General features: G+C 65.8%; 11 protein-coding genes and 2 tRNA genes. 9 read left to right on the top strand and 4 right to left on the bottom strand.

The genetic code is table 11. From position 1 onward, the window contains the following. Window positions 1–78 precede the first annotated feature (78 nt). Window positions 79–939: a class I SAM-dependent methyltransferase gene (locus RN629_RS08925; RefSeq protein ID WP_407034904.1), complete on the top strand. Its 861-nt coding sequence runs from the start codon at window positions 79–81 to the stop codon at window positions 937–939. Between the two features lie 81 nt (window positions 940–1,020). Continuing rightward, complete coding sequence (locus tag RN629_RS08930) at window positions 1,021–1,647, top strand: glutathione S-transferase family protein (protein ID WP_407034905.1); 627 nt, start codon at window positions 1,021–1,023, stop codon at window positions 1,645–1,647. 160 nt (window positions 1,648–1,807) lie between these two features. On the opposite strand, the gene RN629_RS08935 is transcribed toward RN629_RS08930, so the two are convergent. Further along, entirely contained in the window at window positions 1,808–3,139 is a 1,332-nt protein-coding gene (locus RN629_RS08935; protein ID WP_407034906.1) for a dicarboxylate/amino acid:cation symporter, read from the bottom strand. A gap of 237 nt (window positions 3,140–3,376) precedes the next feature. Between RN629_RS08935 and RN629_RS08940 the strand changes: the two genes are divergently transcribed. The 4 genes from RN629_RS08940 (at window position 3,377) to RN629_RS08955 (ending at window position 9,220) form a co-directional block, all read left to right on the top strand. Next, entirely contained in the window at window positions 3,377–4,057 is a 681-nt protein-coding gene (locus RN629_RS08940; RefSeq protein ID WP_407034907.1) for a phytanoyl-CoA dioxygenase family protein, read from the top strand. Window positions 4,058–4,221: 164 nt separating this feature from the next. Continuing rightward, complete coding sequence (gene alaS / locus RN629_RS08945; RefSeq protein WP_407034908.1) at window positions 4,222–6,870, top strand: alanine--tRNA ligase; 2,649 nt, start codon at window positions 4,222–4,224, stop codon at window positions 6,868–6,870. A gap of 38 nt (window positions 6,871–6,908) precedes the next feature. Then, window positions 6,909–7,781, top strand: coding sequence for a hypothetical protein (locus RN629_RS08950; RefSeq protein WP_407034909.1), 873 nt, complete (start codon window positions 6,909–6,911; stop codon window positions 7,779–7,781). Then, on the top strand, window positions 7,778–9,220 hold the full coding sequence (locus RN629_RS08955) for an MATE family efflux transporter (RefSeq protein WP_407034910.1): 1,443 nt from the start codon (window positions 7,778–7,780) through the stop codon (window positions 9,218–9,220). The genes RN629_RS08950 and RN629_RS08955 overlap by 4 nt, the downstream gene beginning before the upstream one ends. 4 nt (window positions 9,221–9,224) lie before the next feature. Here RN629_RS08955 and RN629_RS08960 read toward each other — a convergent pair whose 3' ends face one another. Continuing rightward, window positions 9,225–10,079: a diacylglycerol/lipid kinase family protein gene (locus RN629_RS08960; RefSeq protein WP_407034938.1), complete on the bottom strand. Its 855-nt coding sequence runs from the start codon at window positions 10,077–10,079 to the stop codon at window positions 9,225–9,227. An 89-nt stretch (window positions 10,080–10,168) separates the two neighbouring features. Here RN629_RS08960 and hemB point away from each other — a divergent pair, with 89 nt between their 5' ends. Next, the gene (gene hemB, locus RN629_RS08965; RefSeq protein ID WP_407034911.1) at window positions 10,169–11,161 is read left to right on the top strand and encodes a porphobilinogen synthase; all 993 of its coding nucleotides are present in this window, start codon (window positions 10,169–10,171) and stop codon (window positions 11,159–11,161) included. A gap of 356 nt (window positions 11,162–11,517) precedes the next feature. On the opposite strand, the gene RN629_RS08970 is transcribed toward hemB, so the two are convergent. After that, on the bottom strand, window positions 11,518–12,036 hold the full coding sequence (locus RN629_RS08970; protein ID WP_407034912.1) for a hypothetical protein: 519 nt from the start codon (window positions 12,034–12,036) through the stop codon (window positions 11,518–11,520). Window positions 12,037–12,174: 138 nt separating this feature from the next. Here RN629_RS08970 and RN629_RS08975 point away from each other — a divergent pair. Both RN629_RS08975 and RN629_RS08980 read left to right on the top strand, forming a co-directional pair. Continuing rightward, window positions 12,175–12,251 (top strand) — tRNA-Arg (locus tag RN629_RS08975). Between the two features lie 35 nt (window positions 12,252–12,286). Then, window positions 12,287–12,363, top strand: a tRNA-Arg gene (locus RN629_RS08980). Window positions 12,364–12,775: 412 nt separating this feature from the next. Here RN629_RS08980 and rpoD read toward each other — a convergent pair. Then, a complete protein-coding gene (gene rpoD, locus RN629_RS08985; protein ID WP_407034913.1) occupies window positions 12,776–14,803 on the bottom strand; it encodes an RNA polymerase sigma factor RpoD in 2,028 nt (675 codons plus the stop codon). Window positions 14,804–14,913 lie beyond the last annotated feature (110 nt).

The following is a 14,913-nucleotide window of genomic DNA, read 5'->3' on the forward strand; positions in this document are numbered from 1 at the left end:
GGCCGGACGGCCGGAGAATAGGAACAGGGGCCATCGGCGATGCCGGTGGCCCTTTTCCTTGAGGGCAGGGAGCCGAGCATGGTGGAACGGGCGAACCCGGCGGAGACGGGCGAGGCATGGACCCGGGTGGCGCAGGACTGGATCGGCCGGGTCGGGCAGGTCTGGGCCGCGCAATGGCGCAAGACGGACCGCGCCTTTGGCGGGATGACGGCGCAGCTCGAAGCGCTGATCGGAAATGTCGCGCCCCGGCGCGCCTTCAAGGCATTCGACATCGGTTGCGGTGCGGGATCGACCGGTCTCGCGCTGGCGGCGATGCGGCCGGAGGCGGAGATTGTGGGTGTCGACCTGTCCATCGACCTGCTGGCCGTGGCACGCGAGCGGGCTGGAGAGGATGGCCGGTTCCGCTTCGTGCAGGGCGACGCGGTGACGATCGCGGGCGCGGAGGCCCCTGTCGATCTGTTCGTCTCGCGCCACGGGGTGATGTTCTTCGACGATCCGGTGGCGGCCTTCACCCGCTTCGCCGCTGCCGCCGCGCCGGGCGGCGCGATGGTGTTCAGTTGTTTTGCGGACATGGCGGCCAATGGCTGGTCGCGTCTGGGCGGTGGCGATACGCCGCCATCCGCCTCCACCGCGCCGGGGCCATTCGCCTTTGCCGATCCGGACCGTGTGCGGGATCTGCTCGCGCGGGCCGGATGGCGAGGCGAGGCACGGCGATGCGACTTCGCCTATCGCGTGGGCGAAGGGCCTGACCCGGTCGAGGACGCGATGGCGTTCCTGACGCGGATCGGACCGGCCGCCACCCGCCTGCGCCAGGTGCCCGAGGCGGAACGGCCCGCGATCCTGGCCTGGTTGCGGGAGGCGCTGGCGCGGCAGGTGGCGGGGGAGGCGATCGACTATCCGGCATCGGCCTGGCTATGGCATGCGGTTCGGCAGGTCTGACACGGTGCATCGTTCCGTGCGGCGGATCGTTATGCTTTCCTGTCGCCGGTCGGGTCCGGCTCCCTGTCGAAAGCGCGTCCGATGACCCTGATCGTCCACCATCTCGAAAACAGCCGGTCGCAACGCATCCTGTGGATGCTCGAGGAACTCGGGCTGCCCTATGCGGTGCGACGCTATGAACGCGATCCCAGGACCATGCTGGCGCCACGCGAATTGCGCGCGGTTCATCCGCTGGGCAAGTCGCCGGTGGTCGAGGATGACGGGCTGGTCGTTGCCGAGACGGGGGCGATCATCGAGTATCTGGTCGCCAAGGCTGATGGTCGGCTGGGGCCGCCCGCGCATCGCGACGCGGCGTTGCGCTGGCGGTTCTGGCTTCATTATGCCGAAGGATCGCTGATGCCGCCCTTGCTGGTGCTGCTGGTCCTCGGTCGAATTCCGCTGCTGGGCAGGACCGCGAGCAAGCGATTCCAGCCGATGGTCGACCGTCATCTCGATTATGTCGAGGCCGAACTCACCCGCTCGCCCTGGTTCGCGAGCGACCAGATGACGGCGGCGGACATCATCATGAGCTTCCCGCTGGAAGCGGCGCGGGCGCGGGCCGGGTTGGACGAGCGTCGCCCCGCGACGATGGCCTGGCTGGCGCGCATCCATGCCCGCCCGGCCTATCGGGCGGCGCTCGCCAAGGGCGGTCCCTATGCCTATGCGTGACGGCGGGTCACGCGGCTGGGCCTGCCAGTCGCGATAGGCGGGCCGAGGCTTCGATCGCCAAACGGCACGCCTGCCGGAGGCCTTCCCCTGGTCGCGCGAAGGGCGAGGGTGATTTTCGCCGGCCACTGCCCCGGCGTTTCGCCGGGCGGAAAGGCCGCGATCAATGGCCGCCAATCTGCCTGAAGCTGTCCGGGGCGGGCTTTTTGGGGGTGCCCGAGGGGGCGTGCAGCATGTCGACATCGACCGGCTCGGCCGGGTCGAGCGGCCCCTCCCATTTGGCGATGACCGCGCTCGCCACCGCATTGCCGATGACGTTGGTGGCCGACCGGCCCATGTCGAGGAAATGGTCGACGGCCAGGATCAGCAGCAGGCCCGCTTCCGGAATGTTGAACATCGGCATCGTCGCCGCGATCACCACCAGCGAGGCGCGGGGCACGCCCGCAATACCCTTGGACGTCACCATCAGGACCAGCAGCATGGTGATCTGCTGGCCGATCGACAGGTCGATGCCATAGGCCTGCGCGATGAACAGCGCGGCGAACGTCATGTACATCATCGAGCCGTCGAGGTTGAACGAATAGCCCAGTGGCAGGACGAAGCTGGCGATGCGCGGCGGCACGCCGAACCTGTCCAGCCCCTCCAGGATGCGCGGGTAGGCGGCTTCGGACGACGCGGTCGAAAAGGCGAGGATCAGCGGCGCGCGGATATGCGCCAGCAACGCGCGGATACGGACCCCGATGAACAGCGTCGCGGCGGCGATCAGCACCAGCCACAGCAGGAACAGGCCAAGATAGAAGCTGCCCATGAAATAGGCGAGCTTGCCGATCACCGACGGCCCGCGTTCGGTCAGCGTGCCCGCCACCGCGCCGAACACCGCGAACGGAGCCAGCCGCATGACATAGTCGGTGACTTGCAGCATCACCGCCACCAGCGCATCGACCGCGCGCACCAGCGGCGCGGCGCGTTCGCCCACCGCGGTGATCGCGATGCCCAGGAAGAGCGATCCGATGACGATCTGCAAGACTTCATTGGTCGCCATCGCCTCGACCAGCGAGGCGGGCACCAGATGGGTGACGAATTTCTGCAGGTCGAATCCTGCCTTCACCACCCCGCTATCGGCGGTGACGGCGGGTAAGGGCAGGTTGAGGCCCACGCCCGGCTGCAACAGGTTGACCAGGATCATGCCCAGGCTGAGCGAGACGAGGCTGGCCGAGATGAACCATGCGAGCGAACGGAAACCGATCCGGCCCAGCGCCTTGGTATCGCCCATCTGCGCAATCCCGGAAACCAGGGTCGCGAACACAAGAGGCGCAATGATCATCTTGATAAGGCGCAGGAAAAGGCTGGTGACGATCGAGAAATAGCCCGCGATCGTCTTCAGCCGCTCGGCAGAGGCCGCACTGCCATCGTCAATGGACAGGTTCAGTCCCAGCCCGACGATAAGCCCCAGCACCAGGCCGATAAAAATGTACAAAGTTAGCCGCTTGGCCATGCCCACCCCGAATATGCAGTCCGCGCGCAAGCCAAGGGCATTGCGGCGCCGAGGTCAAGGAATCTATCATCGCGGTCATGCGGCCCCCATGTCCCGGCGCGCGATGATCGCGGCCACCGCGTTGCCGTTTTGGATCCGGCCGGGGCTGTATAGTCCCCGCCAGTTTTGCGTCCCCATGACCAAGATGGGGCCTGTCTCGCTCCCCATGCCGTCCCGGTCGATCGAGGAGCGGATCGGGTGATCGCTGAACTTGACCGCCGGGGCTATGCGCTCTGGTCATCGCGACTGGACGAAAACGAACGCGGCGAATTGGGCCGCCTTTTCACGGACTGGCCGGACAAGCGGCCGGGGCAGCGAATCGATCCCCGGCGGGCGGCCGACTTGGGTGGTGTCCAGCGGCTGATCGGGGCGCTTGAGCCGATCATCGGGCTCGGGGTTCGCCCCGTCCGCGCCTTGCTTTTCGACAAGCAGGACAGCGCGAACTGGGCTTTGCCCTGGCATCAGGATCGGACGATCGGGGTAGCGGAGCGAAGGCACGTCACGGGATTTGGGCCATGGACCATCAAACAGGGCCGCTTGCATGTCGCCCCGCCGATCGCGCTGCTCGAGCGCATGATGACGGTGCGCTTTCACCTGGATGCGGTGGACCGGGATAACGCCCCGCTGCTCGTCGTTCCGGGGTCGCACGCGCGGGGGCTGATTGCCGAGGACGCGATCGACGATGTGGTCCGGGAACTGGGGCAGACGACGTGCCTGGCGGAGGAAGGCACGGTCTGGCTCTATCGCACGCTGGTCCTGCATGGATCGGCCCGCGCCGCGCCGGGCCGTCATCGCCGTGTCCTGCAGATCGATCTTTGCGCGGGCGATCTGCCCGGCGGATTGCGGTGGAGCGCCGCGCTTGGCGATGCGGCCGGTTGACGTCGGCGCGGTTGCGGATGGCGGGGAGGTCGTTCGGCGATGGCTTTCACTCACGCCGATCCGCCAGCGATGCCGCCGCAAATCGGGGCCGGCCGGGGATGCGATGGAACGAGCCTGACGCGCGGGCGCTTGAGCGGGCGCAAATCCTCGCCTAAGCCGCATGCATGACCTCGACCAACGACATCCGCCGCGGCTTTCTAGACTATTTCGGTTCGCAAGGGCACCAGATCGTCCCCTCCGCGCCGCTCGTGCCGCAGAACGACCCGACGCTGATGTTCGTGAATGCGGGCATGGTGCCGTTCAAAAACGTGTTCACCGGCCTGGAAACGCGGCCCTATTCGACCGCTACCAGCTCGCAGAAGTGCGTCCGGGCGGGCGGCAAGCATAACGACCTGGACAATGTCGGCTATACCGCCCGGCACCATACGTTCTTTGAAATGCTGGGCAATTTCTCGTTCGGCGATTATTTCAAGGAACAGGCGATCACCCATGCCTGGACCCTGTTGACCAAGGTCTGGGGTATTCCCGCCGAAAAGCTGACCGCCACCGTCTATCACACCGATGACGAGGCGTTCGACCTGTGGAAGAAGATCGCCGGCCTCCCCGATCACAAGATCATTCGCATCCCGACCAAGGATAATTTCTGGGCGATGGGTGAGAATGGGCCATGCGGTCCGTGCTCTGAAATCTTCTACGATCATGGCGACCATATCTATGGTGGCCCCCCCGGCAGCCCGGAGGAGGATGGCGACCGGTTCGTCGAGATCTGGAACCTCGTCTTCATGCAGTTCGAGCAGGAAGCGAATGAGGTCGTCGGCGAATTGCCGCGCAAGTCGATCGATACCGGCATGGGCCTCGAACGGATCGCGGCGGTGTTGCAGGGCGTGCACGACAATTACGATACCGACACGTTCAAGGCGCTGATCGCCGCGTCGTGCCAGTTGACGCACACCAAGGCCGAGGGCGAGCGGACGGCGTCGCACCGGGTGATCGCCGACCATCTGCGTTCGGCCGGGTTCCTGGTGGCGGACGGCGTGCTGCCGGCCAATGAAGGGCGTGGCTATGTGCTGCGTCGGATCATGCGTCGCGCGATGCGCCATGCCCATCTGCTGGGCGCCAAGGATCCGTTGATGCACCGGCTGGTTCCCGCCCTGGTGGCGGAGATGGGGGCCGCCTATCCCGAACTGGTCCGCGCGCAGCCGCTGATCGAGGCGACGTTGCGCCAGGAGGAGACCCGTTTCCGCCAGACGCTCGACAAGGGATTGAAGCTGCTCGACGAAGCGACGGCGGGCATGGCGCCGGGCACGACGCTGGCGGGTGAGACGGCGTTCAAGCTCTATGACACCTATGGCTTCCCTTATGATCTGACCGAGGACGCGTTGCGCGCGCAGAACCTGTCGGTCGATCGCGCGGGCTTTGACGCGGCGATGGCCGAACAGAAGCGCGCCGCGCGCGCAGCCTGGAAGGGGTCGGGCGCGAAGGCGTCGGACGATGTGTGGTTCGACATTGCTGAAGAAACGGGGTCGACCGAATTTCTCGGCTATGCCTCGGACACCGGCGAAGGCGAAGTGCTGGCGCTGGTCAAGGACGGCGCGCGCGTCGACAGCGCGGCGGCGGGGGAAAACGTCGCGATCATCGTCAACCAGACGCCTTTCTATGGCGAGAGCGGCGGGCAGGTTGGCGACAGCGGCACCATCTCCGGGGACGCCGGGCTGAAGGCGATTGTCACCGACACATCCAAGCAACTCGGCCGCGTGTTCGTGCACAATGCGCAGGTGCAGGAGGGCGGTATCAAGGTCGGCGACAGCGTGCGGCTGATGATCGACACCGCGCGCCGTGCGGCGATTCGCGCCAACCATTCGGCGACGCATCTGTTGCACGAGGCGCTTCGTCAGCGGCTGGGCACGCATGTCGCGCAAAAGGGCTCGCTGGTTGCGCCCGAACGGCTGCGCTTCGACTTTTCGCAGCCCGTCGGCATGACCGTGGACGATATCGTCGAGGTCGAAACCCGGGTGAACGAACAGGTGCGCGGCAACGGACCCGTCGTCACCCGCCTGATGACCCCGGACGAAGCGATCGAAATGGGCGCGATGGCGCTATTCGGCGAGAAATATGGTGACGAGGTGCGCGTCGTCTCGATGGGCGAGGACGCCAACGGCACCTATTCGCTCGAACTCTGCGGCGGCACCCATGTCGGCGCACTGGGCGAGATCGGCGTGTTCAAGATCGTGTCCGAAGGCGCGGTGTCGAGCGGCGTGCGCCGGGTCGAGGCGCTGACCGGCGAAGCGGCGCGCAGCTATCTGTCGCATCGTGACGAATTGCTGAAAAGCGCGGCCGCCGCGCTGAAGACGACGCCGGACGAAGTGCCGTCGCGCATCACCGCGCTGGTCGAGGAGCGTCGTCGCCTGGAACGTGAACTGGCCGAGGCGAAGAAGGCGCTGGCCATGGGCGGCGGTGCGGGCGGCGCGGCGGCGGGCCCCGAACAGATTGGCGACGTGGCCTTTATCGGCCAGGTGCTGGATGGGTTCGATGCCAAGGGGCTGCGCGGCGCGGTGGATGATGCCAAGCAGCGTCTGGGCGGTTCGGGCGTCGCGGTGATGGTCGCGGTCAATGACGGGCGCGCCTCGGTCGCGGTCGGTGTCACGGACGACCTGACGGCCAGGCACAATGCCGTCGAGCTGCTGCGCACGGCTGTGGCGGCGCTGGGCGGCCAGGGTGGCGGTGGCCGTCCCGACATGGCGCAGGGCGGTGGCCCGGATGGCACGAAGGCGGACGAGGCCGTACAGGCGGTGCGGAGCGCGCTGGCTGGGTAAACCGATCGGCAGCAGGGAGCGTGGGGCGAATGGGAGGCGTGATATCTGTCCTGATGGCCGGCGCCGCGCTCCTGATGACCGCCACGCCGCTTGCCGGGCAGGCCGGCGTGGCGAGCGATCCGGTGATCGTGACGGCTCGCCCCGTGCCCCAGCGCGCATTGGTCGATCGTTGGGTTCGCGCGCTTTCGGTCCGCTCCTCGTCGGATGAACCGCTGTCTCGTCTGAGCGAGCCGCTTTGCGTCGTGACGGCGGGGCTCCGCGTCGAACTGGGCATCGCGCTGGCCGACCGGGTGCTGGCCAATGCCGAACATCTCAAAATTCGTTTGGCTGGCCCCAGGTGTCGCCCCAATGTCCTGATCGTTTTCGTCGACAACGGGGCCCGGCAGGTCGATTGGCTGAACAAATATCGTCCGGCTATATTCGGCGACCTGCCCTATTCCACGATCCGGGCGCTGAAAACGGACAAGGGGCCTGTCCATGCCTGGCACATCACGGCTATCGCCAGCCGCGATGGCGAAAAGCTGGTGGCGGGTGACGGCGGATTCCCGACGCTGCATATCCCGACCGCCAGTCGGATCGACGCGCCGATACAATCACAGATCGTCGCGGCAGTCGTGATGATCGATCGCTCCGCTCTGCCGGGGAAAAGAATCGAACAGATCGCCGATTATGCCACCTTTCGCGCTCTGGCGCGGGTCAATCCGTCACGCCAGGAGGGGAAGCCGGAGGATGCGGGTACAATTTTGTCGCTGTTTGACGAGGGGACCTCTCCGGACCATCTGACGGCATTGGACTGGGGATATCTGCGCGGGCTTTATTCCGGCCGGGCGACCAGGCGGGCTTCGGCGCAATATGCCGATATGGCACGGTCAGTCATGACGGAAATGGCCCTTGGAGAGGCGCCCCGATGACATCGCAATCCGGCCGGCGCGACCTGACCGCAGGGCCGATCGGCCGTACCCTTTTGCTGTTCGCGCTGCCGACGCTGGGCTCCAGCGTGCTGCAATCGCTCAACGGGTCGATCAATGCGATATGGATCGGCCAGTTCCTCGGTGCCCGCGCGCTGGCGGCGACGACCAATGCGAACATCATCATGTTCCTGCTGGTCGCGGCGACCTTCGGCTTTGGCATGGCGGCGACGATCCTGATCGGGCAGGCGATGGGGCGGCGCGATGTCGAGATGGTGCGCCGCGTGCTGGGATCGGCGCTCGGGCTGTTCGGCGTGATTTCGATCCTGACCATCGGCGCTGGTTGGCTGGCCGCGCCCGCGATCCTGCGCGCGCTGCATACGCCCGTCGAGGTTTATCCTCTGGCGCTCGCCTATCTCCGCGTGATCTTCATCGCCATGCCGCCCGGATTCATCGCGGTGTTGTTGACCATGGCGCTGCGCGGGGTCGGCGACTCGATCACGCCGCTCAAGTTCATGGCCTTGGGCTCGGTCCTGGACGTTCTGCTCAACCCGCTCTTCATCCTGGGTTTTGGGCCTGTTCCGGCCTTGGGCATTCAGGGCTCGGCGATCGCCACGCTGATAGCCAATAGCGGATCGCTGGCGGCGTTGGTCGCCTATCTCTACGCGCGCGACCTGGTCATCCGGCTTCGCGGGGCCGAATGGCGCTTTCTGATCCCGACCGGCCCCCTCCTGCGGACCATCGTGGTCAAGGGCTTTCCCATGGGGTTGCAGATGCTGGTCGTCTCCACCTCCGCGCTGGCGATGATGGGGCTGGTCAACCGGCATGGCACCGCCACCACCGCAGCCTATGGTGCGGCGAACCAGTTGTGGACCTATGTGCAGATGCCCGCCATGGCGCTGGGCGCGGCGGTCAGCGCGATGGTCGCGCAGAATATCGGCGCGAACCAGTGGGACCGGGTCGACCGGATTGCCCGCGCCGGTTTGCGCATGAACCTGTTGCTCACGGGCGGGCTGGTGCTGTTGCTCGCTGCGCTCGACCGGCATGTGCTGTGGCTGTTCCTGGGCCATGATCCCGAGGCGATCGGCATCGCGGCGCGGATCAACCTGATCGGTGCCTGGAGCTTCATCCTGTTCAGCGTGTCGATGGTGCTGGCGGCCACGGTCAGGGCCAATGGCGCTGTAGTCGGGCCGTTGGTCATCCTGGCGGTGGCGATGTTCCCGGTCCGCTTCGGCCTGGCCTATGCGCTGGAGCCGCAATTCGGGGCGGACGCGATCTGGTGGAGCTTCCCGGCGGGCTCGCTCGCCTCGATGCTGATGACCATCGGCTATTACCGGCATGGCGGCTGGCGCAAGGTGAAGCTGGTGGTCGGGCAGGATGAGTGCCGCGAACAGGTACTTGCGGAGGGCGAGCCGACCAACAAGGCGATGCCGGTCGGCTGATCGGTCAGACCGGGGCCATCACCTCGATGATCCCCGGCGCGATGCGGGCGGTCACCGGCGTGTGGGCCAGCACCTCGCCATCGATCGAGATGGGGAGCGGCGGGATGGTGTCGAGCCGGATCTCGCGGCCGCGAAACTCGCGCACCTCCTCCTTGCGATAATCGCTGTGCAGGACGCTGGCCGCCCAGTTGACGATCAGGCGGCGCTTCACATGGCCGCACACCGCCTGCACCACGATCTCGCCCGAGTCGACGGCGGCCGACTCCACCACTTCGGTTCCGCCATGATAGGGGCCGTTGGAGATGCGGACCTCGACCACGCGCAGCCGCTCATAGCGGCCATTCTGCTCGACGATGAGCGTGAACGGGCGGAAGCGCAGGAATTGATAGGCCGCCCAGCCCAGATAGCCCAGCCGTCCTGCGACTCGCTTCAGGCCGTGGGGCACCGTCTCGGCGATCTTCGGGCTGATCCCCATCGCGGCGCAATTGGCGTAATAATCCTTGTCGATCATGCCCAGGTCGATGCGGCGTGACCGGCCATTGAGGATCACATCGGCGGCGCCCTCGATGGTCAGGGGGATGCCCAGCGAGCGGGCGAAGCTGTTCGCCGTGCCGAGCGGCAGGACACCCAGGACGACGTCATGCCCGACCAGCAGGTCGACGAGCCCGCTGATCGTGCCGTCGCCGCCGCCCAGGATCAGCAGGTCGGGCTTGCCCGCCAGCAACTCACGCACGGTGGGTTCCAGATCCGCGGGATTTTCGACCGCGCGCGCATCAAGCGGGCAGGGCAGGCCGGACAGCGCGTCGCAGGCGTTGCGGAACATCGCGTGTCCGCGTCGGGCCCTGGCGTTGACGACCATGGCGGCCGATCGAATTTCTCTCAAACCGGATTTCCTTTCGCATACGCAACGCTTGGCAAGACGGGTATGATCCTTCAAATGCCATGGCCATGACCGCATCCTATCCCGCGCTTCGCCTTCGTCGCACTCGTGCTTCCGATTGGAGCCGCCGGCTGCACGCCGAAACGGTGTTGACCCCGGCCGATCTCATCTGGCCGTTGTTCGTGACCGAGGGGCAGGGGGTGGAAGAGCCCATCGCCAGCCTGCCGGGCGTGTCGCGCTGGTCGGTCGAAGGCATTGTGGCGCGTGCGCGGGAAGCCGCCGATCTTGGCATTCCCTGCCTGGCCCTGTTCCCCAACACGCCGCCGCAGCTTCGCACCGACGATGGGCGGGAAGCGGTGAACCCGGACAATCTGATGTGCCGGGCGATCCGCGCGATCAAGGACGCGGTGCCCGAAATCGGCGTGCTGACCGATGTGGCGCTCGATCCCTACACGACCCATGGCCATGACGGGCTGGTCGACGCGGCGGGCTATGTCGTCAATGACAGCACGGCAGACGCACTGGTGCAGCAGGCGCTCACCCAGGCGCGGGCGGGATCGGACGTGATCGCGCCGTCGGACATGATGGACGGGCGGGTCGGCATGATCCGCGCCGCGCTGGAAGCCGAAGGGTTCCACAATGTCCAGATCATGGCCTATGCCGCCAAATATGCGAGCGCCTTCTACGGCCCGTTCCGCGATGCGGTGAACACGCGTGGCCTGCTGAAGGGCAACAAGAAGACCTATCAGATGGACTATGCCAACGCCGAGGAGGCGCTGCGCGAGGTCGCGCTCGACCTGGCGGAGGGCGCGGACAGCGTGATGGTCAAGCCGGGCCTGCCCTATCTCGACATCGTCCGCCGGGTGAAGGACGAATTCCGCGTGCCGACCTTCGCCTATCAGGTGTCGGGCGAATATGCGCTGATCGAGACGGCGGTGGCGGCCGGGGTGGCGGATCGCGATGCGATGGTGCTGGAGACGCTGACCGCGTTCAAGCGCGCCGGCTGTTCGGGGGTGTTGACCTACCACGCTGCGCATGCGGCGCGGTTGCTGCACGCCTGAGGGGCATTTCGATCGCCGCGCGAGTGGCCTCGGTCCAGGTTCCGCTGGTTCGGGCCTGATCGGCGCGTCGATCCTGAAGGGCAGGCCTGTCGTTTCCGGTCCAGCCGATCGTGGCGGAGATGGGGCTGCCCAGGCTGGGCGTCATCCACCGAGTCGCTACGGGCCGGCGGGTCCGGGAAGGGTCGGGGGACGATCCGATCGTGCCCGTTGCGTTACCAAGGCGCGGCGTGGCGGGTGGCGGCATATCGCCGCGTCCCCCGCACCCGATCCTCACCCTTTCGGGATCCGGGCGTCTTGTCCTTCCTTCGCGATCGCCGGCGCTCGTCGCTTCGACGTGTCAGACGGTCCGGCGCGGATCAGGCGGCGGGCAGGCTGGCCGAGAGCGCGCCGATCTGTTGCCCCTGCCGCGCGATCAACGCCGCGGCACGGTCGCGCAGGGCATTGAGCGCGGGATAATCGGGCTTCAACTCGGCGGCGCGGGCGAGAGCGCGATCGTCGATATCGGTCAGGAGCGCCGAGCTTCGCGCGCGGATCTCATCCAGTCCTGCCAGGTCGGTCTGCGCGGTCAGCCATGCGTCGCTGCCCACTGCCTGCCCTTGTGCCCTACGGGCGCTCGCCTGGGCCTGCCCGTGTGCCTTGGTGAATTCCTGTGCGACCGCGTTCAATCGATCGCTCAGCGCCGCCACATCCCGGTCCAGCGCCGGATCGGGTTGCGCGACCACCGGCTTGACCTCGGGCTCCGCAAAGCCCTGCTTCTCGACTGGGCGGACCGCGAGCGACGGATATTGGAGCGTGTCGTGCGCACAGCCTGTGAGCAGCGAGGCGCCAACGAGCAGGAGCGGCAGGGCCGGGCGGGGAAAGCGAATATGGGTCATCCTCGCCATCCTAGCGGCGAAGGCGATGGGGGAAAATGCCGCAACGCGCCAGGTGCGGCTTTGCGAGGAATTTGTGGATAACCGTGAAAAGGTGCTTGCCAAGATCGAACGCCGCTTATATCAGCCCACCTCCACAGCGCGCCCGTAGCTCAGCTGGATAGAGCATCAGACTACGAATCTGAGGGTCGGACGTTCGAATCGTTCCGGGCGCGCCAGTGGATCCTATAGCCGGTCTTTCCAGACCCTATGCGCGCCCGTAGCTCAGCTGGATAGAGCATCAGACTACGAATCTGAGGGTCGGACGTTCGAATCGTTCCGGGCGCACCATTTCATTCCAAAATCTGAACGCAAAACCTCGCCGATTTCATGCTGCGAGCGGCCGTAAGGGTTGGAAGTCGTTCCGATTTCCTCCCCATGATGGGAGCTCTGCTGCCAGAGACGTCCTTGACGAGCGAAGACGCGCAAAAGCCCCGCCGGATCGCCGATGCACCTGACCGATACTCATGGACGCTCCGTCGCGTCCTACGTCGGTCATACCGGCTGCGGACGAGTGGCCCCGCATGGCGAGTGCCGCGATCGCGAGTCCGGCAAATAATCGGTGCGCCTGTAGCGTCTTAGCCCCGCCGTAGCGAATGCAGGCGCGTGCAAGCGACATGCCGGATCGGAGTTGTCTCAGGCACGAAAAGGGCCGCCGATCCTTCGACCGGCAGCCCTGTTTTCTTGCCCGATGCGCCCGATCTTACTGGTCGAGGAAGCTGCGCATCTTGCGGCTGCGGCTGGGGTGCTTCAGCTTGCGGAGCGCCTTGGCCTCGATCTGACGGATGCGTTCGCGGGTCACGCTGAATTGCTGGCCGACCTCTTCAAGGGTATGGTCGGTGTTCATGCCGATGCCGAAGCGCATCCGCAGCACGCGCTCTTCGCGCGGGGTCAGCGAGGCGAGGACGCGGGTGACCGTTTCCTTGAGATTCGCCTGGATCGCCGCGTCCACCGGGATGACCGCGTTCTTGTCCTCGATGAAGTCGCCGAGATGGCTGTCCTCCTCATCGCCGATCGGCGTTTCGAGCGAGATCGGCTCCTTGGCGATCTTCATCACCTTGCGCACCTTCTCCAGCGGCATGGAGAGGCGTTCGGCCATCTCCTCCGGCGTCGGCTCGCGGCCCTGCTCGTGCAGGAACTGGCGGCTGGTGCGGACCAGCTTGTTGATCGTCTCGATCATGTGGACCGGGATGCGGATGGTCCGCGCCTGATCCGCGATCGAGCGGGTGATCGCCTGCCGGATCCACCAGGTCGCGTAGGTGCTGAACTTGTAGCCGCGGCGATATTCGAACTTATCGACCGCCTTCATCAGGCCGATATTGCCCTCCTGGATCAAGTCCAGGAACTGCAGGCCGCGATTGGTGTATTTCTTGGCGATCGAGATGACGAGGCGCAGATTGGCCTCGACCATTTCCTTCTTGGCGATCCGTGCCTCGCGTTCGCCCTTCTGCACCATGTTCACGATGCGGCGGAATTCGGTCAGCGCCATGCCGGTCTGCTGCGAAATCTCGGCGATCTCGCTGCGGATGCGATCGACCGTGGCGGCTTCGTTCGACGCGAAATTGCCCCACTTCTTGTCCAGCCCACGCACCGTGTCGAGCCAGTTCTCGTCCAGCTCATGGCCCAGATAGCGGTCGAGGAAGTCCTTGCGGTTGACCTTGTGCCGCTCGGCCAGACGCAGCATCTGGCCGCCCAGCGCGGTCAGGCGGCGGTTGAAGGCATAGAGCTGGTCGACCAGGAATTCGATCTTGGCGTTGTGGAACTGAACGCTCTCGACCTCGGCGGTCAGCTCTTCGCGCAGCTTGTGATATTTGCGCTCGTCCGCGACCGACAGCTCGCCGCCCAGCGCCATCGATTCCAGTCGCTGCTGCTGGATCTTCGAGAATTTCTTGTAGATGTTGGTGATGTTGGCGAACTTCTCCAGCGCCTGCGGCTTGAGCGTCTCCTCCATCTGGGCGAGCGAAAGGGTGTTGTCCTCTTCCTCGTCCTCGGCGCGGGGGCCGCGGCGTTCGCCGCCTTCGCCTTCTTCGCCGTCGACCGAGGGTTCCTCGGGCTCTTCTTCTTCCTTGAACTGGGGACCGGCATTCTTGGCGCTGATCTCGCCATTGTCGTCCTCGTCCTCCTCACCCAGATTTTCCGGGCCGGCATCCTTGGACAGCATGGCGTCGAGATCCAGGATCTCGCGCAGCTGCATCGTGCCTTCGTTCAGCGCGGTCGACCAGTCGATGATCGCGTTGAAGGTAATCGGGCTTTCGCACAGCCCCAGGATCATCGTGTCGCGACCCGCCTCGATCCGCTTGGCGATGGCGATCTCGCCCTCGCGGCTCAGCAGTTCGACCGCGCCCATCTCGCGCAGGTACATGCGGACCGGATCGTCGGTGCGATCGACGGTTTCCTTCTTCTTGGCCTCCGGCTGGGGACCGGAATCGGCGTCGCCATCCGTGGTCTCGGCGTCGTCGGCCTCTTCCTCGGACTCGCCGTCCTCGCCCTGTTCCTCGTTCTCGACGATGTTGACGCCCATCTCATTGAGGGCGGCCATGATATCCTCGAGCTGGTCGGAGGACATCTGGTCCTGCGGCAGCGCCTCGTTCAGCTGGTCATAGGTGATGTAGCCGCGCTTCTTGGCGCGCGCGATCAGCTTCTTGACCGACGCCTCGTTCAGGTCGATCAGCGGCGCATCGCCCGTTTCCGTGGTATCGGTCGTATCCGCCGCCATATTCGCCTTCGCCATCAAATGCCCTCGGGTCTCAATGCCCGGCCTCTTTCACGCCACTTGCCATTATTGCAAGCGGGTGAGGGGGCCATGCGTAATTTTCCATTATGGGCGTATGCCGCCCGATA

The sequence above is a fragment of the Facivitalis istanbulensis genome, assembly GCF_040560405.1.
Classification (GTDB): Bacteria; Pseudomonadota; Alphaproteobacteria; order Sphingomonadales; family Sphingomonadaceae; genus Sphingomonas; species Sphingomonas istanbulensis.